Source organism: Azospirillum sp. (assembly GCF_050789165.1).
This window is the reverse complement of the sequence record NZ_JBOZRT010000045.1, coordinates 48306-71919: the sequence shown is the minus strand read 5'-3', so window position 1 is coordinate 71919 and position 23614 is coordinate 48306. Positions and strand designations below refer to the sequence as shown.

At 71.5% G+C, this 23614-nt stretch carries 21 protein-coding genes; 8 read left to right on the top strand and 13 right to left on the bottom strand.

The annotated features are described in order from the left end of the window. Positions 1-3: 3 nt before the first annotated feature. The 7 genes from ACRWK7_RS10195 to ACRWK7_RS10165 form a co-directional block, all read right to left on the bottom strand. A complete protein-coding gene (locus ACRWK7_RS10195) occupies positions 4-870 on the bottom strand; it encodes an LOG family protein (RefSeq protein WP_431856105.1) in 867 nt (288 codons plus the stop codon). 94 nt (positions 871-964) lie between these two features. Continuing rightward, positions 965-2299: a citrate synthase gene (gene gltA / locus ACRWK7_RS10190; protein ID WP_431856104.1), complete on the bottom strand. Its 1335-nt coding sequence runs from the start codon at positions 2297-2299 to the stop codon at positions 965-967. 94 nt (positions 2300-2393) lie between these two features. Next, entirely contained in the window at positions 2394-3653 is a 1260-nt protein-coding gene (locus ACRWK7_RS10185) for a D-amino acid dehydrogenase (RefSeq protein ID WP_431856103.1), read from the bottom strand. Then, a complete protein-coding gene (locus ACRWK7_RS10180; protein WP_431856102.1) occupies positions 3650-6256 on the bottom strand; it encodes a TRAP transporter permease in 2607 nt (868 codons plus the stop codon). Before ACRWK7_RS10180 ends, ACRWK7_RS10185 begins: the two co-directional genes overlap by 4 nt. A gap of 168 nt (positions 6257-6424) precedes the next feature. Beyond that, positions 6425-7387 carry a TAXI family TRAP transporter solute-binding subunit gene (locus ACRWK7_RS10175; protein WP_431856101.1) on the bottom strand — a complete coding sequence of 321 codons (963 nt, stop codon included), beginning with the start codon at positions 7385-7387 and terminating at the stop codon, positions 6425-6427. A gap of 68 nt (positions 7388-7455) precedes the next feature. Beyond that, positions 7456-8790 carry an aspartate aminotransferase family protein gene (locus ACRWK7_RS10170; protein ID WP_431856100.1) on the bottom strand — a complete coding sequence of 445 codons (1335 nt, stop codon included), beginning with the start codon at positions 8788-8790 and terminating at the stop codon, positions 7456-7458. After that, complete coding sequence (locus ACRWK7_RS10165; protein WP_431856099.1) at positions 8787-10370, bottom strand: aldehyde dehydrogenase family protein; 1584 nt, start codon at positions 10368-10370, stop codon at positions 8787-8789. The genes ACRWK7_RS10170 and ACRWK7_RS10165 overlap by 4 nt, the downstream gene beginning before the upstream one ends. 150 nt (positions 10371-10520) lie before the next feature. Between ACRWK7_RS10165 and ACRWK7_RS10160 the strand changes: the two genes are divergently transcribed. Next, positions 10521-11168 carry a response regulator gene (locus tag ACRWK7_RS10160; protein WP_431856098.1) on the top strand — a complete coding sequence of 216 codons (648 nt, stop codon included), beginning with the start codon at positions 10521-10523 and terminating at the stop codon, positions 11166-11168. Positions 11169-11173: 5 nt separating this feature from the next. Here ACRWK7_RS10160 and ACRWK7_RS10155 read toward each other — a convergent pair whose 3' ends face one another. From ACRWK7_RS10155 to metX, 3 genes are all read right to left on the bottom strand, one after another. Next, on the bottom strand, positions 11174-11659 hold the full coding sequence (locus ACRWK7_RS10155) for a PRC-barrel domain-containing protein (RefSeq protein WP_431856097.1): 486 nt from the start codon (positions 11657-11659) through the stop codon (positions 11174-11176). Positions 11660-11720: 61 nt separating this feature from the next. Then, complete coding sequence (gene metW, locus ACRWK7_RS10150) at positions 11721-12374, bottom strand: methionine biosynthesis protein MetW (RefSeq protein ID WP_431856096.1); 654 nt, start codon at positions 12372-12374, stop codon at positions 11721-11723. Between the two features lie 24 nt (positions 12375-12398). Further along, positions 12399-13604 carry a homoserine O-acetyltransferase MetX gene (gene metX, locus ACRWK7_RS10145; RefSeq protein ID WP_431856095.1) on the bottom strand — a complete coding sequence of 402 codons (1206 nt, stop codon included), beginning with the start codon at positions 13602-13604 and terminating at the stop codon, positions 12399-12401. A 137-nt stretch (positions 13605-13741) separates the two neighbouring features. Here metX and pheA point away from each other — a divergent pair, with 137 nt between their 5' ends. The 3 genes from pheA to ACRWK7_RS10130 all read left to right on the top strand — a co-directional run bounded on the left by pheA (position 13742) and on the right by ACRWK7_RS10130 (position 17123). Beyond that, positions 13742-14599, top strand: a complete 858-nt coding sequence (gene pheA, locus ACRWK7_RS10140) for a chorismate mutase (protein WP_431856094.1) — start codon at positions 13742-13744, stop codon at positions 14597-14599. Between the two features lie 151 nt (positions 14600-14750). Then, positions 14751-15845, top strand: a complete 1095-nt coding sequence (gene hisC, locus ACRWK7_RS10135) for a histidinol-phosphate transaminase (RefSeq protein ID WP_431856093.1) — start codon at positions 14751-14753, stop codon at positions 15843-15845. Between the two features lie 384 nt (positions 15846-16229). Then, complete coding sequence (locus ACRWK7_RS10130) at positions 16230-17123, top strand: prephenate/arogenate dehydrogenase family protein (protein ID WP_431856092.1); 894 nt, start codon at positions 16230-16232, stop codon at positions 17121-17123. Positions 17124-17233: 110 nt separating this feature from the next. Here ACRWK7_RS10130 and ACRWK7_RS10125 read toward each other — a convergent pair whose 3' ends face one another. After that, positions 17234-18268: a DUF2125 domain-containing protein gene (locus ACRWK7_RS10125; protein ID WP_431856091.1), complete on the bottom strand. Its 1035-nt coding sequence runs from the start codon at positions 18266-18268 to the stop codon at positions 17234-17236. A 93-nt stretch (positions 18269-18361) separates the two neighbouring features. On the opposite strand from ACRWK7_RS10125, the gene ACRWK7_RS10120 reads away from it, so the two are divergent. The 3 genes from ACRWK7_RS10120 to ACRWK7_RS10110 all read left to right on the top strand — a co-directional run bounded on the left by ACRWK7_RS10120 (position 18362) and on the right by ACRWK7_RS10110 (position 21672). Further along, positions 18362-18970: a gamma-glutamylcyclotransferase gene (locus ACRWK7_RS10120; RefSeq protein ID WP_431856090.1), complete on the top strand. Its 609-nt coding sequence runs from the start codon at positions 18362-18364 to the stop codon at positions 18968-18970. Between the two features lie 17 nt (positions 18971-18987). Continuing rightward, entirely contained in the window at positions 18988-20919 is a 1932-nt protein-coding gene (locus ACRWK7_RS10115; RefSeq protein ID WP_431856089.1) for a M1 family metallopeptidase, read from the top strand. 168 nt (positions 20920-21087) lie between these two features. Then, on the top strand, positions 21088-21672 hold the full coding sequence (locus tag ACRWK7_RS10110) for an SH3 domain-containing protein (RefSeq protein ID WP_431856088.1): 585 nt from the start codon (positions 21088-21090) through the stop codon (positions 21670-21672). Between the two features lie 198 nt (positions 21673-21870). On the opposite strand, the gene ACRWK7_RS10105 is transcribed toward ACRWK7_RS10110, so the two are convergent. Next, a complete protein-coding gene (locus ACRWK7_RS10105; RefSeq protein ID WP_431856087.1) occupies positions 21871-22305 on the bottom strand; it encodes a PAS domain-containing protein in 435 nt (144 codons plus the stop codon). Positions 22306-22449: 144 nt separating this feature from the next. Here ACRWK7_RS10105 and ACRWK7_RS10100 point away from each other — a divergent pair, with 144 nt between their 5' ends. Continuing rightward, positions 22450-23208: a sulfite exporter TauE/SafE family protein gene (locus tag ACRWK7_RS10100; RefSeq protein WP_431856086.1), complete on the top strand. Its 759-nt coding sequence runs from the start codon at positions 22450-22452 to the stop codon at positions 23206-23208. Positions 23209-23211: 3 nt separating this feature from the next. Here the strand turns inward: ACRWK7_RS10100 and ACRWK7_RS10095 are convergent, their stop codons facing one another. After that, positions 23212-23607: a hypothetical protein gene (locus ACRWK7_RS10095; protein ID WP_431856085.1), complete on the bottom strand. Its 396-nt coding sequence runs from the start codon at positions 23605-23607 to the stop codon at positions 23212-23214. Positions 23608-23614 lie beyond the last annotated feature (7 nt).

Below are 23614 nucleotides of genomic sequence, written 5' to 3'. Positions count from 1 at the left end.
GGCCTACTCCGGCTCCTCCTCCGCCGACTTGCCGGTGCCGGCCGGACCCAGCGGCGGCGTGCCGCGCTTCAGGCCGCGCCTCAGGATGGTCTCCCAGGCCTCGTCGGCGGTGTCGACGATCTCGAAGCGGTCGAGGTCGATGGGGCTGATCATGCCGTGGCGGGACAGCGCGTCGAAGTTGACGATCTCGTTCCAGAACGCCTTGCCGACCAGCACGATGGGCAGTCGGGTCGCCTTGTTGGTGTTCTGCAGGTTGAGGATCTCGAAGCACTCGTCCAGCGTGCCGAAGCCGCCGGGGAAGACCGCCAGCGCGTTGGCGCGCATCGCCAGATGCATCTTGCGGATGGCGAAGTAATGGAAGCGGAAGGTGAGGTCCGGCGTGCTGTAGGGGTTCGGGTGCTCCTCGAACGGCAGCACGATGTTGTAGCCGATGCTGGGCGCCCCGGCCTCGGCCGCGCCGCGGTTGGCGGCCTCCATCAGGCCCGGCCCGCCGCCGGTGGCGATGACGTTGTCGCGCAGCCCGTTCCCGTCCGGGGCCAGCGCGCCGCCCTTCTCCGAGACGAGGCGGGCGAAGCGCCGCGCCTCCTCGTACCAGGCGACCTGGTCGGTGCGCATCTCGGCCAGCCGCGTCTCCTCCGGCGTGCGGGCGTTGGCGCGCAGCTCCGCCGCCTTCTCGGGCGAGGGCACGCGGGCGCTGCCGAACACGACGATGGTGGATCGCACGCCCCAGGCCTGCAGGATCTCCTCCGGCTTGGAGTATTCCAGCATGAAGCGCACGCCGCGCATCGACGGGCTCAGCAGGAAGTCGCGGTCTTCGAAGGCGAGGCGGAAACTGCTCGAATGATGGTTCGGTTGGGTGCTGTCAGGCATTCTTGTCCTTTGCGGCGGCTCGGCGCTTCTGCGCGGGACCGCCCCGGCCGCGGGGCCGGGGCGTCCTCGGGTGCCGCCCGTCAGTTCACGGGTGTCAGCGCTGGGCCAGCGGCACGACGGACCGCGGCGTGGCGCCGGTGTAGAGCTGGCGCGGGCGGCCGATCTTCTGCTGCGGGTCCTCGATCATCTCCTTCCACTGCGAGATCCAGCCGACGGTGCGCGCCAGCGCGAACAGCACGGTGAACATGCTGGTCGGGAAGCCCATCGCCTTCAGGATGATGCCCGAGTAGAAATCGACGTTCGGGTACAGCTTCTTCTCGACGAAGTACTCGTCCTCCAGCGCGATCTTCTCCAGCTTCATGGCGATGTCGAGCAGCGGCTCGTCCTTGATGCCCAGCTCGCCGAGCACCTCGTAGCACAGCTCGCGCATGATCTTGGCGCGCGGGTCGTAGTTCTTGTAGACGCGGTGGCCGAAGCCCATCAGGCGGAACGGATCGTTCTTGTCCTTGGCGCGGCGGACGAACTCCGGGATGCGGTCGGCCGAGCCGATCTCCTCCAGCATCTTCAGCACCGCCTCGTTGGCGCCGCCGTGCGCCGGGCCCCACAGCGCGGTGATGCCGGACGCGATGCAGGCGAACGGGTTGGCGTGCGACGAGCCGGCGAGGCGCACCGTCGAGGTGGACGCGTTCTGCTCGTGGTCGGCGTGCAGGATGAGGATCTTGTCCAGCGCCTTCGCCAGGGTCGGGTTGACCTTGTACGGCTCGAACGGCGTGGCGAAGGTCATGTACAGGAAGTTCTCGGCGTAGCCGAGGTCGTTGCGCGGGTACATGAACGGCTGCCCGACCGAATACTTGTAGGCCATGGCGGCCATGGTCGGGATCTTGGCGATCAGCCGGTGCGACGTGATCATCCGGTGCAGCGGATTGGTGAAGTCGGTCGAGTCGTGGTAGAACGCCGACAGGGCGCCGGCGACGCCGCACATCACCGCCATCGGGTGCGCGTCGCGGCGGAAGCCGCTGTAGAAGCGGATCAGCTGCTCGTGCACCATGGTGTGGTAGGTGATGGTGCGCTCGAAGTCAGCCTTCTGCTGGGCGTCCGGCAGCTCGCCGTTCAACAGCAGGTAGCAGACCTCAAGATAGTCGCAGTGCTCCGCCAGGTCCTGGATCGGGTAGCCGCGGTGCAGCAGCACGCCCTCGTCGCCGTCGATGTAGGTGATGGCGGACTCGCAGCTGGCCGTCGAGGTGAAGCCGGGATCGAAGGTGAAGTAGCCGGATTCGGCGTAGAGCTTGCGGATGTCGATGGTCCGCGGGCCGGTCGAGCCCTCGAGCAGGGGCAATTTGAACGTGCGTCCGGTGGTGTCGTCGGTCACCGTCACGGTGCCGACCTGTCGGACGGGGGTGTGCCCCGGCATCGTGGTCTTGGGGTCCATGCGTCGCTCCTGCCGTGTTTGCAGTTATGGTTGTCCGGCCCTTGAGGTGACGTGTGCGCACCGCACCATCCCGTCAATGGCGTACTGCGGATTCTCACGCCAGGGAGTCGAGCGTCAAGCCATTCAGCGGGGTGGCCGGTGTGCGCCCGCCCACAATGTCGGCCACCGCCCGCGCGGCGCCCGCGGCCAGGGTGAAACCCAGCGCCCCGTGCCCGACGTTGAGGAACAGGTTGTCCAGCGGCGAACGGCCGAGGATCGGCGTGCCGCGCGGCGTCGCCGGCCGCAGCCCGGCCCAGGGCGAGGCGTCGGCGTAGTCCCCCGCCTCCGGGAAGGTGGCCCGCGCCCGCTCCACCAGCAGGGCGAGGCGGGTGCGGTCGATGCTCTCGTCGTGCCCGGCGAGGTCGGCGATGCCGGCGGCGCGCAGCCGGTCGCCGAGGCGGGCGTAGACGATCTTGTGCAGGGAATCGGTGACGCTCACCCGCGGCGCCGCATCGTCCCGGCCGATCGGCACGGTGATGCTGTAGCCCTTCAGCGGGTAGATCGGCACGTCGAACCCGAGCGAGCGGGCGAGGTGCCGGCTCCCCACGCCGAGCGCCAGCACGACGGCGTCGGCCTCCACCGGGCCCTTGTCGGTCCGCACCGCCCTGACCCGCTTGCCGGCCACCTCCAGCCCCTGGATCGCCGTGTTGAAGCGGAACTCCGAGCCCGGTGCGCGGCGCTCGATCCGCTCGGCCAGCTCGTCGCAGAAGCGCTTGCAGTCGCCGGCCGAATCCGAACGGGTGAAGACGCCGCCGACGAGGCGGTCGCGCACGTGGTGCAGCGCCGGTTCCACGGCGAGGCAACCCTCGGCGTCCAGCAGGTCCTGCTCGCAGCCCAGCGTCTTCTGGAATTCCAGCTGGGCGCGGGCGCCGGACAGGCTCTCGGCGTCGGAATAGACCACCAGCTTGCCGGCGTGGGCGTGGTGGAAGGCGATGGCCTCGCGCCGCAGCAGGTCGTCCAGCACCCGGCGGCTGTAGAAGGACAGGGTGAGCAGCCGCACCGTGGTCTCGGCCGCCTGCTGCTTGGTGCACGCCGCCAGGAAGCGCGCGCACCACGCCCACAGCTGCGGGTCGAGCTGCGGGTAGAGGCGCAGCGGCGACTCCCGCTCCAGGATCAGCGCCGGCAGCTTGGCGATCACCGAGGGCGCGGCAAGCGGTGCCACGTAGGAGAAGCTGAGCTGGGCGCCGTTGGCGCGGCTGGCCCCGGCCGCCGGGCCGTCGCCGCGGTCGATGACCACCACCTCGTGCCCGTCGTCGGCGAGGCACCACGCGGTGGTCAGCCCGACCACCCCGGCGCCGAGGACCGCGACCCTCACGCCCGCCCCCCGGCCGGCACCGCCACCGTGCGCCCTCCGTCGCGCCGCCGCAGCTGCGCCAGCACCACCAGCGCCAGCAGCCCCAGCGCCGGCAGGAACAGCCAGTGCTTGGCCGGGCGCACCGTGGCGACCTCGGCGCCGAGCAGCACGTTGTCCAGCTCGATCCCCAGCTTGTCGGCGGTGCTGCCGAAGCGCACGTCGTCCACGGTGACCTTGCCGCCGTCGTCGAGCAGGCGCACGCCCGCCTTCTGCAGCCGCGCCTCGCCCGGCCCGGCGGGGCCGAGCGGCAGCACGACCACCTTCTCGATGGTGCGGCCGGCGCGGTTCTCGCCCTGCACCCGCACCCGCAGGTCGCCGCCGTCCGGCACCCGCCCGGCCAGCTCCAGCACGCGGGCCGGCGGCACCGCCTCGAAGGGCGGGTAGAGCATGTCCATCCAGAAGCCGGGGCGGAACAGCGTGAAGCAGACCAGCAGCAGCGCCACGCTCTCGTACCAGCGGCTGCGCACGATGAACCAGTTCTGCGTCGCCGCCACGAACAGCAGCATGGCCAGCAGCGCGCTGGCGCACACCAGCACCGCGTACGCCACGTTGTCGACGCCGATCATCAGCAGCTCGGTGTTGAAGATGAAGATGAACGGCAGCAGGCCGGTGCGGATCTCGTAGCGGAAGCCCTGGATGCCGGTCTTCACCGGGTCGGCGCCGGAGATGGCGGCGGCGGCGTAGGCGGCCAGCCCGACCGGCGGCGTCACGTCGGCCATCAGCCCGAAGTAGAAGACGAACATGTGGACGGCGACCAGCGGCACCGCGAGGTCGTTCTGCGCCGCCAGCTCGACGATCACCGGCGCCATCAGCGTCGCCACCACCACGTAGCTGGCGGTGGTCGGCATGCCCATGCCGAGGATGATGCAGATCAGCGCGGTCAGCAGCAGCATGGCGATCAGGTTGCCGCCGGACAGGAAGTCCACCAGCTCGGTCATGACGAGGCCGATGCCGGTCAGCGACACGGTGCCGACGATGATGCCGGCGGTCGCCGTGGCGATGGCGACGCCGGTCATGTTGCGCGCGCCCGAGATCATGCCGTCCAGCAGCTCGGCGAGGCCCTGGCGCAGCGCCGGTCCCGCCGCCTCGCCGCGGAACAGCGCCACCAGCGGGCGCTGGGTGGCGACGATGACGACCAGGAAGGCGGTTCCCCAGAAGGCCGACAGGCCGGGCGACATGCCCTCGACGATCAGGCACCAGATCAGCACCACCACCGGCAGCGCGAAGTGCAGCCCCGTCCGCGCCGTCTCGCCGAAGCCGGGCAGGCGGACGAGGTCCTTGGTGGGGTCGTCCAGCTCCAGCTCCGGGAAGCGCGCCTTGTAGGCGAGCAGGCCGAGGTAGGCGGCGCCCGCCGCCACCGCCAGGATGGGGGCCGCGGCGTCGCCGAAGACGTCCTTGGTCCAGCCGATGCCCCAGTACACCGCGCCGCCCAGGATGATCAGGCCGCACAGCGTCATCAGCGTGGTGGCGAACCCGGCGAGGCGCGAGCGCGTGCGCCGGCGCGGCAGGCCCTTCAGGCCCATCTTCGCCGCCTCGATATCGACGATGTAGAACAGCGCGATATAGGTGATGATCGCCGGCAGGAAGGCGTGCTTCACCACCTGCGCGTAGGAGATGCCGACGTACTCCGCGATCAGGAAGGCGGCGGCGCCCATCACCGGCGGCATGATCTGGCCGTTGACGCCGGCCGCGCATTCGATGGCGCCGGCCTTCACCGGGTGGTAGCCGACGCGCTTCATCAGCGGGATGGTGAAGGTGCCGGTGGTCACCACGTTGGCGATGGACGAGCCGGAGATCATGCCGGTCAGCCCCGACGACACCACCCCCGCCTTGGCCGGCCCGCCGCGCATGTGGCCCAGGAGCGCGAAGCTCAGCTGGATGAAGTAGTTGCCGGCCCCCGCCTTCTCCAGCAGCGACCCGAACAGCACGAACAGGAAGACGAAGCTGGTGGAGACGCCCAGCGCCACGCCGAACACGCCCTCGGTGGTCAGCCAGTACTGCGACGTGGCGCGGGCGATGCTCGCCCCCTTGTGCGAGATCATGCCGGGCAGCAGCGGCCCGGCGAAGGCGTAGCCCATCATCAGCACCGCGATGACGGTCAGCGCCGGCCCGACGGCGCGCCGCGCGCACTCCAGCAGCAGCACGACGCCGACGACCGCGACGACCAGGTCCGGCGTGGTCGGCAGTCCCGGCCGCAGCGCCAGCTCGCGGTAGAAGATGTAGAGATAGGCGGCGCAGAAGGCGCCCACGCCGGCCAGCGCCCAGTCGGCGGCGGGCACGTAGGCGCGCGGGCTGCGCCGGAACGCCGGGAAGGTGGTGAAGGTCAGGAACACCGCGAAGGCGAGGTGGATGGCGCGCGCCTGGGTGTCGTTGAGGATCAGGACGTTCAGCGCGAACGGCAGCGGCGAGGCGTACCACAGCTGGAACAGCGTCCACGCCAGCGCCACGGCGCCCAGCGCCACGGCGACCGGCCGCGCCGGCTTGCGGCCGCCGATGTCGGCCTCCTCGACCATGGTCTCGAGCGCGGTGCGGTCGAACTCCGGCGCGTCGGCGGGGTGGGGCATTCGGGCCTCGGGATCATGGGATCAAAGCCCCTCCCCCCTTGCGGGGGAGGGGTTGGGGAGAGGGGGATAGCCGCCGGCAGGCGGCGGACGAGTCTTGGATGCCGGCCTCCGGCCGGAACGACCCTCTCCCCAACCCCTCTCCCGTGAAGGGAGAGGGGCTCAGGGATGTTACATCCACCCCTTCTCCTTGTAGTACTTCACCGCGCCGTCGTGCAGCGGCGCCGAAAGCCCGGCCTTGACCATCTGCTTCGGGTCCAGGTTGGCGAACGCCGGGTGCAGCTTCTTGAACTCCTCGAGGTTGTCGAACACCGCCTTGGTGATCCGGTACACCGTCTCCGCCGGCACCTTGCTCGACGACACCAGGGTCGCGGTCACGCCGTAGGTCTGCACCGGGTCGGGGTTGTTGCCGTACAGCCCGCCGGGGATGGTGGCGACGGCGTAGTAAGGCCGCTCCTTCACCAGCGCCTCGACCGCCGGGCCGGTCAGCGGGATCAGCCTGGCGCTGCAGGCGGTGGTCGGGTCCTGGATGTTGGCGGACGGATGCCCGACGCCGTAGAAGAAGCCGTCGATCTTGTTGTCGCACAGCGCCGGGCCGTGTTCGTCCGGCTTCAGCTCGGCGGCCAGGGAGAAGAACGACAGGTCGGTGCCCATGGCCTTCAGCAGCTCCTCCATGGAGTTGCGCGTGCCCGAGCCGGGGTTGCCGACGTTGAAGCGCTTGCCCTTGAGGTCCGCGAACGTCTTGACGCCGGCCTCCTTGCGAGCCAGCACGGTGAACGGCTCGGGGTGCACGGAGAACACCGCGCGCAGCTCGCCGAACGGCCCGGCGTCCTTGAAGCCGGCCTGGCCCTTGGCGGCCTGGAACTGGATGTCGGACTGCGCCATGCCGAACTCCAGCTCGCCCTGGCGGATGGCGTTGACGTTGAACACCGAGCCGCCGGTCGATTCGACCGAGCAGCGGATGCCGTGCTCCTTGCGGTCCTTGTTCATCAGCCGGCAGATGGCGCCGCCCACCGCGTAGTACACGCCGGTGACGCCGCCGGTGCCGACGGTGACGAAGCTCTGCTGTGCCGACGCCGGTACGGAGGTCGCCAGAAGGGCAGCCGCCCCCACAGCGGCAAACACGGTGCGCATGGTCTCAATCTCCCTGTATGTTTCTTGCCGTCGAGCGTTGCACAACGTTCGTCCAACGGACAGTACCGCTACGGGCCTATATCCTTCGTGCAGGCGTCCACCGCCTCGCCCAGCAGGCGGACGATCTCGGCGGCCTGCGCCTCGGTCAGGGTGAAGGGCGGGGCGAGCAGCACGTGGTCGCCGCGCTGGCCGTCCACCGTGCCGCCCATGGGGTAGCAGAGCAGCCCGCGCGCCATGGCGTCGGCCTTGATCCGGGCGTTGAGCTTCAGCGCCGGGTCGAACGGCTCCTTCGTGTTGCGGTCGGCGACCAGCTCGATGGCCTGGAAGAGGCCGCGGCCGCGGATGTCGCCGACGTGCGGATGGTCGCCGAATCGCGCCGTCAGCGCCTCCATCAGCACCGCCCCCTGGCGCCGCACGTTGGCCAGCAGGTCCTCGTCGGCGATGACCCGCTGCACCTCCAGCGCGGCGGCGCAGGCGACGGGGTGGCCGAGGTAGGTGTGGCCGTGCTGGAAGAAGCCGGAGCCGTCGCGGACCGCCGCGAAGATCCGCTCCGACAGCAGCACCGCGCCGATCGGCTGGTAGCCGCCGCCCAGACCCTTGGCGATGGTCATCAGGTCGGGCGCGACGCCCTCCTGCTCGCAGGCGTGCAGGGTGCCGGTGCGGCCCATGCCGCACATCACCTCGTCGAGGATCAGCAGCACGCCGTGCCGGTCGCAGATCTCGCGGATCCGCGGCAGGTAGCCCGGCACCGGCGGCACCGCGCCCAGCGTCGCGCCGACCACCGTCTCGGCGACGAAGGCGGCCACCGTGCCGGGACCGAGGCGGAGGATCTCCGTCTCCAGCTCGTCGGCCACGCGGCGGCCGTAGGCCTCCTCGCTCTCGCCCGGCCGCATCCCGCGGTAGGGATAGCAGGCGGCGACGTGCGGCATGTCCACCAGCAGCGGCTCGAACGGACGGCGGCGCCACAGGTTGCCGCCGGCCGCCAGCGCGCCCAGCGTGTTGCCGTGGTAGCTCTGCCAGCGGGCGATGACGTGCCGGCGCTCGGGCTGGCCGATCTCCAGGAAGTACTGGCGGGCGAGCTTCAGCGCCGCCTCCACCGCCTCCGACCCGCCGGAGACGAAGTAGACGTGGCCGATCCCCGCCGGCGCGCCCTCGACCAGAACCTCGGCCAGCGCCTCGGCCGGCTCGCTGGTGAAGAAGGAGGTGTGGGCGTAGGCCAGCGTCTCGGCCTGCCGTTGGATCGCCGCGACGACGCGCGGGTGCCCATGCCCGAGGCACGACACCGCCGCGCCGCCGGAGGCGTCGATGTAGCGCTTGCCGGCGCTGTCGAACAGGTGGATCCCCTCGCCGCGCACCGCGACGGGGTAGGTGGTTCTGGTGTGGCGGTGCAGGATGCGGGTCATGCGTTGGGCTCCGTCGTGAGGATCGTCCGGCTCTGCTCCCGCAGGAACTGCGGCAGGTAGTGCGGCCCCAGGCCGCCCTTGCCGCTGACGCCGGAGCCCTTCCAGCCGCAGAAGCTCTGGATGCCCGGCCAGGCGCCGGTGGTGGCGCCGCTCGGGCGGTTGGCGTAGAGCACGCCGGCCTCGGCGCTCTCCAGGAAGGCGTCCAGCTCGCCCTGGTCGCGCGTGTAGACGCCGGCGGTCAGGCCGTAGGCGACGCGGTTGCCGTCCGCGATGGCGGCGTCCAGGTCGGTGAAGCGCTGCACGCTGAGGAAGGGCAGGAACAGCTCGTCGCGGTTCAGGCGGTGGTTGGCGTCCAGCGCGTCCACCACGGTGGGCGCCACGTAGGTGCCGCGGTCGAGGACGCCGCCGGTCAGCCGCTGCCCGCCGAGCAGGACGCGGCCCTGCCGCCGCGCCTCGGCCACCGCGCGCTCGAAGCGCTCGCCGGCCATGGCGTCGATCACCGGGCCCAGGAAGACGTCGCGCTCGGTCGGGTCGCCGATGCGGATATGCGCCGTCGCATCCGCCAGCTTGGCGAGGAAGGCGTCGTACACCGAATCGTGCACGTACGCCTTGGAACAGGCCGAGCACTTCTGCCCCTGCAGCCCGAAGGCGGAGCGCATCACCCCCGCCGCCGCGGCGTCGAGGTCGGCGCTGGCGGTGACGTAGGCCGGGTTCTTGCCGCCCATCTCCACCACCAGCGGCTTGACCCACGGGCCGGCCGCCTGCCGGCGGTACAGATCCATGCCCACCCGGTGGGAGCCGGTGAAGGCGACGCCGGCCACGTCCGCGTGCGCCGCCAGCCGCTCGCCCACCGGGGCGCCGCCGCACAGCAGGTTCAGCACGCCGTCCGGCAGGCCCAGCGTCTCCACCAGCAGCGCGCCGGTCAGGCCGGCGGCCGGGCTCGGCTTGTAGACCACGGTGTTGCCGGCCAGCAGCGCGGCGCAGGCCATGTTGACCGACAGCGCCAGCGGGAAGTTGAACGGCGCGATCACCGCGAAGACGCCGTGCGGGCGCAGCACGTCCTCGGTGGATTCGGCTGCAAAGGCGCGCTGCATCGGGCGGCGGAAGCCCTCGTTGCGCTCCATCTCCGCGCAGTAGTAGCGGATCAGGTCGACCGCCTCCTCCGCCTCGCCGACGGCCTCCAGGCGCGACTTGCCGACCTCGATCAGGCAGGCGACGGCCAGCTCGTGCTTGCGCGCGTCCAGCCGGTCGGCGGCGGCGCGCAGCAGGGTGACGCGCTCCGTCCACGGCCGGCGCGACCAGCCGCGGAAGGCATCCCGGGCCGCTGCCACCGCGCGGTCCACCGCCCCGGCCGACGCCTCGACGAAGCGCCCCAGCAGCACGGCCCGGTCGATCGGGCTGCGCGCGTCGTAGGCGGTGCCGTCCTCGTCCGTCCGGCCGGCGATCACGTTCGCCCGCTCGCGGCCGAGCAGCGAGGCCCGCACCTCCGGGATCAGCCGGTCCAGGTGGTCGTGCACGGGTGTGAAGTCGGTGGCGATGTTGGAATAGGTGACGCGCGGCAGCGCGGCCGTTGCGGCCATGGCGCTCTCCTCCCCTGCCTGTTTTGACGACAGATTATCGGGAAATCGAACCGTTTGCAAAAGCGGGCGGCGCCTATCACCCGACCGAGGTTGTCAACCGCAGGGTGGGCGTTGAATACTGGCGTACGGTTCTCACCCCTTGGGGCGTCCATGTCCTATCGCGTTCTGGTTGCCGACGACCACCCGCTGATGCGGACCGCGCTGCGGCAGACCATCGCCCAGGCGCTGGGCGAGGCCGAGGTCGCCGAGGCCGCCCGGTTCGAGCAGATCGCCCCCCTGCTGGAGGGGCCGGAGCCGACCGACATCATCATCCTCGACCTGCACATGCCGGGCATGAGCGGCTTCATCGGCCTGATGATGCTGCGCGCCGACCATCCGGCGATCCCGGTGCTGGTGGTCTCGGCGTCGGAGGACCACGCGACCATCCGGCGGGCCATCGACTGCGGCGCCTCCGGCTTCGTGCCGAAGTCGGCGCCCAACACCGAGATCGGCGAGGCGATCCGCGCCGTGCTGGACGGCGAGATCTGGATGCCGACGGTGGAGGAGGTGGACGACTCGACCGACGCCGATCCCGAGCAGCGCATCGCCGGCCTGACGCCGAAGGAGCTGCGCGTGCTGGCCGGCATCGCCGAGGGCAAGCTGAACAAGCAGATCGCCTACGAGATGGCGATCTCCGAGAAGACGGTGAAGGCGCACGTCACCACGATCCTGCGCAAGATGGGCGTGCTGACCCGCACCCAGGCGGCGGTGATCGCCAGCCAGCTGGCCCTGACCGCGCCGCCGCCGCCGGTGGAGTGACCCACCTACCGCCGCCGCACCAGCGACAGCGTCTCGGCGCCGTAGGCGAACTCCGGCGTGTCGGCCAGCTCGCGGGCGGTCAGGTCGACGCTGATCTCCATCGGGCGCTGCTGGCCCGGCGCGGGAATCCGCTGCGCGGCGCCCACCCGCAGGGCCGAGGCCGGCACCGCGTAGACCCGCGCGCCGATGCCCAGGAAGCCGCCCTGCGTCAGCACGATGCTGTCGATGCGGCCGTCCGGCCCGGCCAGGACGAAATCGCGGATCTCGCCGGCGGGCTCGCCGTCCCGGGTGACGACGCTCTTGCCGATCAGCGCCTGCGCCTCGGCGGCGGTCATCGGGCGCTGCACCGCCGGGGCGACGCGCGGCAGCCCGTGGTCGTCAGGCGGCAGCATGGTCAGCGGCTGCGGCTGCTGGGCGGCCGCCACCCCCGCGACGAGCAGGACTCCCATGAAGAGGACGGGGACCGGCAGGACGAGTCGAAGCGAACGCATGGGCACCCCCCGGTGACGGATCGCGCCCAAGCAACAACCTGCCGATCCGGCCCGGGTTCCCTTACCTGCGCTTGAGGAGGAAGACCGCCTGCTCGCCCAGGAGATTGGCGAGGCGCCCGTGCTTGTGCGACACCACGCGGTCGGCGCGGTCGAGGATCATGGTGCGCTCGATGCTCACCCCGCACTGCCGGCACAGGTCGACGAAGTCGGCGATGGTGCAGAAGTGGATGTTCGGCGTCTCCCACCACTGGTAGCCCAGCCGCTCGGTCACCGGCATCCGGCCATTGAGCAGCAGCTGCACCCGGATGCGCCAGTAGCCGAAGTTGGGGAACGACACGATGGCGTGCCGGCCGATGCGCACCAGCTGCTCCAGCACCGCGCGCGGCTCGCGCATGGCCTGCAGCGTCTGGCCCAGCACCACGTAGTCGAACGCGCCGGAGGGATAGTCCTTCAGGTCGGTCTCGGCGTCGCCCTGGATCACCGACAGGCCCTGCGTCACGCAGCGGTGCACGCCGTCCATGCTCAGCTCGATGCCGCGGCCGTCGACGTTCTTCTCGTGCGTCAGGTGGTAGAGCAGCTGGCCGTCGCCGCAGCCGATGTCGAGCAGGCGCGAGCCCGGCTCCACCATGTCCGCCACCAGCCGCAGGTCGATGCGGATGTCGGCGGGGCGGCCGGTGCCGTTTCGGACGCTTGAGGGGGCTTCGAGGACAGTCACGGGCAAGCTCTCAAAGGCTGGGCCTCAGGCGGTGCGGGCGTGGCGGCGCGCGGTCAGGCCGCGATGCTCGGCGCAGCCCTCCAGGAAGCCGCGGATCACCTGGTGGAACTCCGGCTCGTCGAGCAGGAAGGCGTCGTGCCCCTTGTCGGTCTCCACCTCGACGAAGCTGACGTTCGCCGCGGCGGCGTTCAGCGCGTGCACGACGGCGCGCGACTCGCGGGTCGGGAACAGCCAGTCGCTGGAGAAGCTGACCAGGCAGAAGCGCACCGGCGTCGGCTTGCCGTTGGGGAGGAACGCGTTGACCAGCGCCCCGCCATGGTCCGCCGCCAGGTCGAAATAGTCCATGGCGCGCGTGATGTAGAGGTAGGAGTTGGCGTCGAACCGCTCGACGAAGCTGATGCCCTGGTGGCGCAGGTAGCTTTCCACCTGGAAGTCGGCGTCGAAGCCGTAGGTGACGGCGGTGCGGTCCTGCAGGTTGCGGCCGAACTTGCGGTGCAGCGCCGTCTCCGACAGGTAGGTGATGTGCGCGGCCATGCGCGCCACCGCCAGCCCGCGCTGCGGCCGCCGGCCCTGGTTCAGGTAGTCGCCGCCGGCCCATTCCGGGTCGGCCATGATGGCCTGCCGGCCCACCTCGTGGAAGGCGATGTTCTGCGCCGAATGGATGGACGCGGTGGCGATGGGCAGCGCCGCGTACACCGCCTCCGGGTACGACACCGCCCATTGCAGCACCTGCATGCCGCCCATGGAGCCGCCGATGACGGCGAACAGCTGCTCGATCCCCAGGTGGTCGATCAGCAGCTTCTGGGCGCGCACCATGTCGGCGATGGTGATGACCGGGAAGTTCAGGCCGTACGGCTTTCCGGTCGCCGGGTCGGTCTCCGCCGGACCGGTCGAGCCCATGCAGCCGCCGATGACGTTCGAGCAGATGACGAAGTAGCGCTCGGTGTCCACCGGCCGGCCGGGGCCGACCATCTGCTCCCACCAGCCGGGCTTGCCGGTGACCGGGTGGCGGTCGAGGACGTAGTGGTCGCCGGTCAGCGCATGGCAGACCAGCACCGCGTTCGAGCGGTCGGCGTTGAGCGTGCCGTAGGTCTGGTAGGCCACCGTGAACGGGCCGAGGTCGAGCCCGCTGTCGAGCGGCATCGGCCGGTCGGCGCCCAGCCGGACGCGGCTCCCGGGCAGGACCGCCGTGTCGATCGGGGCGGTCACGGAGGGCTTGGAAGCGGACATCTTTGGCGCAGAAAGCCTGTTCCGGAGCGGGAGCGTAGACGTACCGACCAAGGTCCGAAGGTGTCAACGTTTTCTTTGATTTTAGCGGCTTCGCGGACTACTACTATCCGGCTTTGCCAGACATGGTTCCCGCTCCGATGCCGCCCTCGAAAGCCCCCCTGGAAGACCTGCGCCGCGAGATCGACCAGATCGACAACCAGTTGCACGACCTGCTGATGCGGCGCGCCCAGGTGGTCGAGCGCATCGGCGCGGCCAAGGGCCCCGGCGGCATCTTCCTGCGCCCCGGGCGCGAGGCGGTGATCCTGCGCCGGCTGATGGCGCGCCACACCGGCTCCCTCCCGCCCGGCGTCGTGGTCCGCATCTGGCGCGAGTTGGTCTCGGCGCTGACCCGCCTGCAGGGGCCGTTCGCCGTCGCGGTGTACGCGCCGGAGGACCGCCGCGGCTTCTGGGACGTGGCGCGCGACCATTTCGGCAGCTTCGTGCCGATGACCGCGGTCAACTCCCCCGTCGCCGCCGTGCGCGCGGTGTCCGAGGGCACGGCGACGGTGGGCATCGTTCCCTATCCGGCCGAGGATGACGCCGACCCCTGGTGGCGCTTCCTGGTGTCGGGGGACGTGCGCACGCCGCGCATCGTCGCCCGCCTGCCGTTCGGCGGCCGCGGCAACGCCCGCGGCGAGGACCGCGACGCGCTGGCCATCGGGCTGATCCCGCACGAGCCGACCGGCGACGACCGCACGCTGCTCGGCATCGAGCTGGGCGGCGACCTCAGCCGCGGCCGTTTCAAGGACATGCTGGAGTCGGTCGGCTTGCCGGCGGTGGGCTTCTGCACCTGGCACGCGCGCGACCCGCACGGCGCCTCGGTGCATCTGGTCGAGGTCGCCGACTTCGTCGACCCGCAGGACCCGCGCCTGGGCGCCCTGGTCGAGCGCCTGGGCGACATCCCGGCCCGCGTCAACACCATCGGCGGCTACGCGGTGCCGCTGAGGCTCCCCTAAGTCTGTCCCCTGTCCGTCATCCCCGCGAAAGCGGGGATCCAGAGCACCTTGCAAGGCCCCGGCGTTGCCGCGTTTCCTGGATCCCCGCTTTCGCGGGGATGACGGTGAAGGGGAATTCCTCGTTCAACCCCCTGCTGCAACGGATTCCGACATGAGCACGCCGATTGCGCCGGTGCCCCGTCCGGGCATCATGGACATCGCCCCCTACATCGGCGGCGAGGCCGCCGGGACGATCCGCCTCGCCTCCAACGAGGGCGCCCTGGGGCCGAGCCCCAAGGCCATGGAGGCCTACGCGCGGGTGGCCGGCAGCATCCACCGCTACCCCGACGGCGGCTCGACCGAGCTGCGCGAGGCGCTGGCCAAGCGCTTCAACCTGGACGCCGGCCGCATCGTCTGCGGCGCCGGCTCGGACGAGCTGATCGGCCTGCTGGTGCGCGCCTACGCCGGTGTCGGCGACGAGGTGCTGTACAGCCAGCACGGCTTCCTGATGTACCCGATTGCCGCCAAGTCGGTGGGCGCCACGCCCGTCGCCGCGCCGGAGACCGACCTGAAGACCGACGTGGACGCCATGCTGGCGCGCGTCACGCCGCGCACCAAGATCGTCTTCGTCGCCAACCCGAACAACCCGACCGGCTCCTACCTGACCGGCGAGGAGCTGGCCCGGCTGCACGCCGGCCTGCCGCCGACCGCGCTGCTGGTCATCGACGCCGCCTACGCCGAGTTCGCGCCGCCGGGCGGCGACTACTCCTCGGGCGTCGAGCTGGTGGAGAAGCACGCCAACGTCGTGATGACGCGCACCTTCTCCAAGATCTTCGCGCTGGGCTCGCTGCGCCTCGGCTGGTCGTACTCCTCGGCGCCGGTGGCCGACGTGCTGAACCGCGTGCGCGGGCCGTTCAACGTCTCCGGCGCCGCCCAGGCGGCCGGCGTCGCGGCGCTGGAGGACGGCGAGTTCCTGGAGCGCGCCCGCACCCACAACGAGGGCTGCCGCACCTGGTTCGTCGGCGAGCTGAAGGCGCTCGGCCTGACCGTGCACCCGAGCATCGCCAACTTCGTGCTGGTGTCGTTCCAGGGCCAGAAGCCCGGCAAGGACGATGCCGAGGCGGCGCGGCAGTTCCTCAAGGACCGCGGCATCCTGGTGCGCCAGATGAACGCCTACGGCCTGCCCGACTGCCTGCGCATCACCATCGGCACCGACGAGGAGATGCGCTCGGTGGTGGACGCGCTGAAGGGCTTCCTGGCGGGCTGAGGGGGCGACGGTTTCCCAAAGCCCTCCCCTGCCTCCGGCGGGGGAGGGAGGGACCCGCGCAGCGGGAGGGTGGGAGCAGCGGCGCGTCCAAGGCTCTCCACCTGCCAGCGCAGCCGTTGCCCCCACCCTTCCTCCCCCAGCGGAGCTGGGGGAGGGGGGTTATCGCTTGCCGAGCCAGCCGAAACGCGCTAGGATGAAAGTCCTCAAGGGGCATGGTGCGCCCGCACCCCGGAACGGCGTACTGAACACGCCCTGCACACTGTTCCATAGTGTTCCATTCCGTTCCACAGGCGCCCCGCGCGGCAAATAAGCCGTGGCCCCCCGCCGCCCCGGTGCTGTAAAACCCCACGACCTTCCGGACAGCCGCGCCCAGGGCCCCGCACCATGACCAACGTCTCCGCCCCGCTTTTCGATCGCGTCGCCATCATCGGCATCGGGCTGATCGGCTCGTCGCTGGCGCGGGCGATCCGCGAATATGGGCTGGCGCGCAGCGTCGTCGGCAGCGACCGCAGCGAGGCGGTGTGCGCCAAGGCGCTGGAACTGGGCTTCCTCGACGCCGCCACGCCCGACCTGGGCGAGATGGTCGGCGCGGCCGACCTCGTGGTGCTGTGCGTGCCGGTCGGCGCCTGCGCCGAGGTGGCGGAGCGCATGGCGCCGCACCTCAAGCCCGGCGCCATCGTCAGCGACGTCGGCTCGGTGAAGATGGCGGTGCTGCGCGACGTCAGCCCGCACCTGCCGGAGGGCGTGCACATCGTTCCCGGCCACCCGGTGGCGGGCACCGAGCATTCCGGGCCGGAGGCCGGCTTCGCCACGCTGTTCCAGGGCCGCTGGTGCATCCTCACCCCGCCGCCCGGCGCGTCGGAGGCGGCGGTGGACAAGGTGGCCGAGCTGTGGCGCCGCTGCGGCTCGAGGCTGGAGATCATGGAGCCGGCGCACCACGACCGGGTGCTGGCGATCACCTCGCACCTGCCGCACCTGATCGCCTACACCATCGTCGGCACCGCCTCCGACCTGGAGGAGGACACCAAGTCCGAGGTCATCAAGTTCTCGGCCGGCGGCTTCCGCGACTTCACGCGCATCGCCGCGTCCGACCCGGTCATGTGGCGCGACGTCTTCCTCAACAACCGCGAGGCGGTGCTGGAGATCCTCCAGCGCTTCACCGAGGACCTGACCGCGCTGCAGCGCGCCATCCGCTGGGGCGAGGGCGACACGCTGCAGGAGACCTTCACCAAGACGCGCGCGATCCGGCGCGGGATCATCGACGCGAAGCAGGCGTAAGGCCCCCTCCCTAACCCTCCCCCGCGTTGCGGTGGAGGGGACTGCCGACGCAGCGGCGGAGTTCCCTCTCCCGCGCAGCGGGGGAGGGTTAGGGAGGGGGCTTCAACCCCTCACCACTGGATCGCCGGCACCGCCGCGACCTTCAGCGGGCCGACGAAGACGCCGCGGTACTGGATGGTCACCGGCGCCTTGATGACCGGCTCGCCGTCCTCGTCGGGGCGGGCCAGCATGCCGACCACGCTGCGGGCGATGTTCATCTCGTTGGGCTTCAGCTGGTCCTTCAGCGCGGTCAGCGCCTGCGCCGCCCCGCGCACCTCGGCGGTCATCGCCGCCTGCGGCTGCAGGTCCTTGTCGAGCGCCAGCGTGCCGTTCAGCGCCAGCTTCAGCGGCCCCCAGTGCAGCGCCGCGGAGTCCACCGCCACCGTGCCGCCGCCCTGGCTCCAGGCGGCCAGCGCCTCGGGCTGGATCTGCGGCGGCCGGCCCTGCACCCGCAACGCCACCGCCACCCGGTGCACCACGCTGCCCAGGCCCGCCGGCGGCGCGCCGGGAAGCTGCATGTCGGTCACCGTCAGCGTGGCGCCCAGGCCGGTCTGCTGCGGGTCGGCCGGCGGCTCGGGCGGCTGGGTCAGCGTCAGCTCGACCCCGGCGGCGGTGAACACCGGCTCGCCCGGCAGCTCGGGCGCCAGCGCCGCGCCGGGGAAGGTCAGCCTCCCCTCCAGCGGCGTGCCGGTGCTCGACATGGTGACGTACCCCGCGCCGCCGTGCCGGGCCGCCAGCTCCACCGGCGGGCCGGCGTTGGGGTTGAGGCGCAGGCGCTGCTCGCCGGGCAGGGTCAGCTCGATGCGCGCCGGGTCCCACAGCGGCGCCTCGGCGACGATGGCCGGGCCGCGCCAGTCGATGCCGCGCGCCGCCACCCGGCCGTCGGACGCGCTGGCGCGCACCAGAAGCGGGAAGCCGCCGACCTTGAGGTCCTTGTACTCCACCGTGGCGCCCTGGGCGCGCTGGGCCTCGGCCCAGGCGTGCAGCCCGCGCTCCACCGTGCCGGCGACGACCCACCACGCGGCGCACCACGCGGCGAGCAGCGCGGCGGCGATGATCGAGGCGGCGATGGTCAGGCGTTTCCGGAGAGGCTTGGAGAGGAGCATCGGTGGCGGGTCCGGACTGTGACAGGCGTGTTATAGCGCCCATATGGTGTGCGTGCTAGGCTCGACCCGGAGCCTTCTGCGACTCGCAACGCCATGCTGCTCGACACGCGCTTCAACCAGTCCCCCTGCAAGCCGGCCCCCGCCTGGGCGGCCGACATCCCGGTCGCCCCGGACGCGGAGCTGTGGGTGTTCGCCTACGGCTCGCTGATGTGGAACCCCGGATTTCCGTACCTGGAGCACCACATGGCGGTGCTGCGCGGCTACCACCGGCGCTTCTGCGTCGCCTCGCACCGCTACCGCGGCACGCCGGAGCGGCCGGGGCTGGTGCTTGGCCTCGACCGCGGCGGCTCGTGCCGCGGCATGGCCTTCCGCGTGGCGGCGGAGCATGCGGCGGCGACGCTCGATTACCTGTGGGAGCGGGAGATGATCAACCGCACCTACCGCCCCCGGCTGCTGCCGGTCCATCTCGGCTGCGGGCGGCGGGTGGCCGACGCCTGCACCTTCGTGGTCGACCGCGAGCACTCGCAGTACTGCCCCTGCCTGGACGAGGCGGAGATGGTCGAGCGCATCGCCTGCTGCGCCGGCGAGCGCGGCCCCAACGTCGAGTACCTGACCAACACCGTCGAGCACCTGGAGCAGCTGGGCATCCACGACGCCCGGCTGGCGGCGCTGCTGCACGCGGTGAAGCGGCGCGCCGCCTGACGCGCTATAGTGGGGGGATGCTTCGCATCCTCCCCGCCGTCACGGCGTTCCTCATGGCCTGGCCCGCGCTGGCGGCCGGCGTGCACCACGACCTCGACGTCACGCTCGACCCGCCCGCGCGGCGGCTGGAGGTGCGCGACCGGCTGACGCTGCCGCCCGGCCCGCAGACCCTCGTCCTGGCGCCGGAGCTGACCGTCGCCGAGGCCACCGCCGGCGGCCGGCCGCTGCCCTTTGAGCGGCGCGGCATGACGCTGACGCTGAGCGTGCCGGCGGGCGGCGAGGTGACGCTGCGCTACGGCGGCACGCTGGCGGCGCTGAACCCGGATGGTCGGGGCAACGGCGCGGCGTCCGGCGCCGAGGGTGCCTATCTGCCCGGCGGGCCGGCGTGGCTGCCGACGCTGGACGACGAGGCGCCGACGTGGCGCCTCGCCGTGCGGGTGCCGGCGCCCTACGTCGCGGTGGCGACCGGGGATCTCAAGGGGGAGGGCCGCGAGACCGGCTACCGCGCCGTCTTCGCCGAGGAACGCACGGTGGAGGCGCCCTCGCTGTTCGCCGGCAAATGGGAGGTGCGCGAGCGCATGCATGGTGCCCTGCGCCTGCGCACGTATTTCGAGGCGGAGCTGAACGGACTGTCCGACGACCTGCTCGACCTGACGCAGCGGTCCATCGACGGCTATTCGGCGCGGATCGGCGCCTATCCGTTCGCCGGCTTCGCCATCGTGTCGGCGCCGCTGCCGGTGGGCCTCGGCTTTCCCGGACTGACTTATATCGGGAAGACCGTGCTGCCGCTGCCCTTCGTGCGCGGCCAGTCGCTGGCGCACGAGATCCTGCACAACTGGTGGGGCAACGGCGTCCGGGTCGACTACGGGCAAGGCAACTGGTGCGAGGGCCTGACCACCTACATGGGCGACTACGCCGCCGCCGAGGCGCGCGGCCCCGACGCGGCGCAGGCGGCACGGCTGGACTGGCTGCGCGATTACGCGGCGCTGCCGGCCGACCGCGATGCGCCGGTCAGCGCCTTCAAGGCGAAGGTGCACGACGCCTCGCAGATCGTCGGCTACGGCAAGGTGGCCATGCTCTTCCACATGCTGCGCGGCGAGCTGGGCGAGGAGGCGTTCGCCGCCGGCATCCGCCGCTTCTGGCAGGCGCACGTTTTCAAGGACGCCGGCTGGAGCGACCTCCGCAAGGCGTTCGAGGAGCAGAGCGGCCGCGACCTCGGCCCCTTCTTCGCGCAGTGGGTGGAGCGCACCGGCGCGCCGGCGCTGCACCTCGCCGGCGCCGCGCCTCAGGGCGACCATGTCGCCCTGACGCTGCGGCAGGACCAGCCGGTCTACGCGCTGTCGGTGCCGGTGGTGGTCGAGACCTCCGCCGGCGTGCAGCGCCACGTCGTGCGCCTGGATGGGCGCGAGGTCACCGCCAGCCTGCCGGTGCCGGGCACGCTGAAGTCGGTGGCTGTCGATCCCGGCTACGACCTGTTCCGCCGTCTGGCGCCGGGCGAGGCGCCGCCGACGCTGCGCGACGTGACGCTGGACGGCGCGACCAACGTGGTGCTCGCCGCCGAGGGGGCGGCGGCCGAGACGGCCCGCGCGCTGGCCGAGCGGCTGATGGACCGCAAGCTGCGGGTGGTGGCGCCCGACCGCACCGACTCCGGCCAGCCGCTGGCGCTGATCGGAACGGCGGACGCGGTGGCGCCGCTGCTGCGCGCCTACCAGATCCAGGCGCCGGCTGGCCTCGCCGGGCGCGGCACCGGGCGGGCGTGGACGGCGCGCAGCCCGCAGGGCAAACCGGTGCTGGTGGTCGAGGCGGCGGACGGCGCGGCGTTGCAGGCGCTGGCACGGCCGCTGCCGCACTATGGCCGGCAGAGCTGGCTGGTGTTCGACGGCGGCAAGGTGGTCGACCGCGGGGTCTGGCCGGCCGGCGACAGCCCGCTCAGGAGGCGGTTCGACTAATCCTCCCGTGGTGCGGCGCCCCTGGGTTGGACCCTCTCCCCGTGTACCGCTGTTGAAGCTGTGACGGAGCGCATTCGCGTTCGGAATGCGCCTTGCGGGAGGGAAGATATGTCAGGGAAGTCGAAAACGCTTCGTGTGTGCGCCCTCGGGCTCGGGACCGCGGCCCTCATGGCGCTGAGCGCGCCGGCCATGGCCAACCCCGGCGACACCTACACCATCACCGGCGACCGCGTGAACGTCCGCGCCGCCCCGTCCGACCGCGGCGCGATCCGCACCACGGTGCGGCGCGGCGACGAGCTGCTGGAGCTGCGGCAGGAGGGTGGCTGGACCGGCGTGCGTGTGCTGCGCACCGGCGAGGAGGGCTGGGTGTTCTCCGACCTGCTGCGCCAGCGCTCGGCCAGCACGCTGGGCAGCGGCGGCAACGGGCGGGGCAGCTTCGCCCGCTACTCCTCGGGCTTCGACCGCCTGATCGGCCGCGTCAACGACGAGCTGGGCTACAAGTTCGCCGACCGCGTCGAGGCCGGCGAGGACGGCCTGCTGCGCGTCACGCCGAGTCAGGAGTGGCTGTTCAACACCAGCCGCGAGGCCAAGATCTACGCGGCGATGGCGCTGTACGAGATGTGGAAGAACCACAACAACGGCCGCCCGGTCAGCGTGGCGCTGGGGGCCCGCGGCATGAACCCGATCTCCATCGAGGACGGCGCCAACGGTCCGACGATGGACCTGCCGGCCCTGGTGGGCGGGTCGCGGTAGTTCAACGCTCTCCCGCCCCGGGAGTGGGTGGCGCCGCAGGCGCCGGGTGAGGGTACAGGCAAGGATCCTTGAACGGACCCTCACCCTCCCACGCTTCGCGTGGGTCCACTCCCTCTCCCGGGGCTCTCGGCGGATCTTCGATCCGCCTGACGCCGTCAGCGCTGGCCTGCGGCCAGCGCGAGAGGCGGGAGAGGGGGTTTACTGTTTTGCCGCCTGCGCCGCCTGCCGGCGCAGCGTCTTCAGTTCCTCGAAGCGCTTGGTGACGTCGCGCAGGATGGCGCCCATGCCGAGCATGCGGCCCTCCTCGTCCTTCAACGGCACGATGGTGAACTCAACCGAGATGCGGCCGCCGCCCTTGGTCAGTGCCGGCACCGACAGGAGGTCGCCGCTGCCGTAGCGGCTCTGGCCGCTCGCCATGACGGCGTCGTAGCCGTCCCAATGCACCTTGCGCTGCCGCTCCGGGATGATCAGGTCGAGCGACTGCCCCAGCGCCTCGGCCGCGGTGAAGCCGAACACGCGCTCCGCCCCGGCATTCCACAGGCGGATGACGCCCTCGCGGTCGGAGTAGATGACGGCCTCGGCGGGGCTCTCCAGCACCGCGAGCGCCAGGCGCTGCTTCAGGTCGATGTCCAACGTTGTTCCTCCCCGTCGGTTTGTTGTCCGGTCCGAAGATAATACGGAAAGCGCGGCGGTTCGAGCCCCGCCGGGATTCTTCTGGGATCCGCGCGTCGCGACGGGCATGCTCGCAACCCTTCACCATGGGGAGTGCCGGGCGGGATGATCGCCGACGCCACCTTCTACGCGCTGGTGATCCCCGCCGTCCTGCTGACCGGGATCAGCAAGGGTGGGCTCTCGGGGCTCGGCGCGCTGGCCGTGCCGATGCTGGCGCTGGTCATGCCGCCGGGGCAGGCGGCGGGACTGATGCTGCCGATCCTGTGCCTGATGGACCTGTTCGGCATCTGGGCCTACCGCGGCCGGTGGAACCGTGACCAGCTGCGCGTGCTGCTGCCTGGCGCCATGCTTGGCATCGGGGTGGGCGTGCTGGCGTTCGGGCACCTGGATGACAACGCGGTGCGCCTGATCATCGGCGTGATCGCCGTCGCCTTCTCGATCAACCAATGGCTCAAGCCGCTGCTGCAGCGGCGGATCGCCGAGTCGCCGCCGGCCTCGCGGCTGGCCGGGATGTTCTGGTCGACGCTGTCGGGCTTCACCAGCTTCCTGGCGCACGCCGGCGGCCCGCCGATCATGATCTACCTGCTGCCGCAGCGGCTGGAGAAGATGACGCTGGCCGGGACGACCGTCCTGCTGTTCGCGGTGATCAACTACGTCAAGCTGGTGCCCTACGTCTGGCTGGGGCAGATCGACACCGGAAACCTCGCCACCTCGCTGCTGCTGGCGCCGTTGGCGCCGATCGGCATCTGGATGGGGGTGTGGCTGACCAGGCGGGTGTCCGAGCGGCTGTTCTATGCCGTCAGCTACGTCCTGCTGTTCGTCGCCGGGGTGAAGCTGTTCGCCGATGGGATCGGCGGACTCTGACGCTCAACGGCCCTCGACGGCCAGGACGTGCAGCGAGTTGTTGGGGTACGAGCAGGCTTGCGGTGGCGCGGCCTGCGCCGGCGGCTGGAAGGCGTAGGGGCGGGGCAGCGCCGGCGCCTCGCCGGCCGGGCCGACCCTGGAGGCGGTGGCGTAGAGGCCCGGTGTCGATTCCTCGGCCCACAGCCAGAGGATACGCTCGCCGGCGCGGGGCTGGTCGGATATCGCCTGCAGCACCCGCTCGCAGGTCCGGCCGTCCATGTTGTGCAGCGCGCGCTCGACGATCACCGGCTCCGACCGCAGGGCCTGCGGGATCAGCACCAGCGCCGTCGCGGCGACGCTGACCACAAGGCCCGCGGCGGCCCAGCGGATGACGAACGCCAGGTCGGCTCGATCCGTCATTTTCGGA

Excerpts from the sequence above, each read along its gene's own strand:
- ACRWK7_RS10130 (WP_431856092.1), top strand. The coding sequence starts at position 16,230 with ATGACCAACGTCTCCGCCCCGCTTTTCGATCGCGTCGCCATCATCGGC.
- pheA (WP_431856094.1), top strand. The coding sequence starts at position 13,742 with ATGCCGCCCTCGAAAGCCCCCCTGGAAGACCTGCGCCGCGAGATCGAC.
- ACRWK7_RS10165 (WP_431856099.1), bottom strand. The coding sequence starts at position 10,370 with ATGGCCGCAACGGCCGCGCTGCCGCGCGTCACCTATTCCAACATCGCC.
- hisC (WP_431856093.1), top strand. The coding sequence starts at position 14,751 with ATGAGCACGCCGATTGCGCCGGTGCCCCGTCCGGGCATCATGGACATC.
- ACRWK7_RS10125 (WP_431856091.1), bottom strand. The coding sequence starts at position 18,268 with ATGCTCCTCTCCAAGCCTCTCCGGAAACGCCTGACCATCGCCGCCTCG.
- ACRWK7_RS10175 (WP_431856101.1), bottom strand. The coding sequence starts at position 7,387 with ATGCGCACCGTGTTTGCCGCTGTGGGGGCGGCTGCCCTTCTGGCGACC.
- gltA (WP_431856104.1), bottom strand. The coding sequence starts at position 2,299 with ATGGACCCCAAGACCACGATGCCGGGGCACACCCCCGTCCGACAGGTC.
- ACRWK7_RS10170 (WP_431856100.1), bottom strand. The coding sequence starts at position 8,790 with ATGACCCGCATCCTGCACCGCCACACCAGAACCACCTACCCCGTCGCG.
- ACRWK7_RS10180 (WP_431856102.1), bottom strand. The coding sequence starts at position 6,256 with ATGCCCCACCCCGCCGACGCGCCGGAGTTCGACCGCACCGCGCTCGAG.
- ACRWK7_RS10195 (WP_431856105.1), bottom strand. The coding sequence starts at position 870 with ATGCCTGACAGCACCCAACCGAACCATCATTCGAGCAGTTTCCGCCTC.
- metX (WP_431856095.1), bottom strand. The coding sequence starts at position 13,604 with ATGTCCGCTTCCAAGCCCTCCGTGACCGCCCCGATCGACACGGCGGTC.
- ACRWK7_RS10095 (WP_431856085.1), bottom strand. The coding sequence starts at position 23,607 with ATGACGGATCGAGCCGACCTGGCGTTCGTCATCCGCTGGGCCGCCGCG.
- ACRWK7_RS10115 (WP_431856089.1), top strand. The coding sequence starts at position 18,988 with ATGCTTCGCATCCTCCCCGCCGTCACGGCGTTCCTCATGGCCTGGCCC.
- ACRWK7_RS10100 (WP_431856086.1), top strand. The coding sequence starts at position 22,450 with ATGATCGCCGACGCCACCTTCTACGCGCTGGTGATCCCCGCCGTCCTG.
- ACRWK7_RS10160 (WP_431856098.1), top strand. The coding sequence starts at position 10,521 with ATGTCCTATCGCGTTCTGGTTGCCGACGACCACCCGCTGATGCGGACC.
- ACRWK7_RS10155 (WP_431856097.1), bottom strand. The coding sequence starts at position 11,659 with ATGCGTTCGCTTCGACTCGTCCTGCCGGTCCCCGTCCTCTTCATGGGA.
- ACRWK7_RS10110 (WP_431856088.1), top strand. The coding sequence starts at position 21,088 with ATGGCGCTGAGCGCGCCGGCCATGGCCAACCCCGGCGACACCTACACC.
- ACRWK7_RS10120 (WP_431856090.1), top strand. The coding sequence starts at position 18,362 with ATGCTGCTCGACACGCGCTTCAACCAGTCCCCCTGCAAGCCGGCCCCC.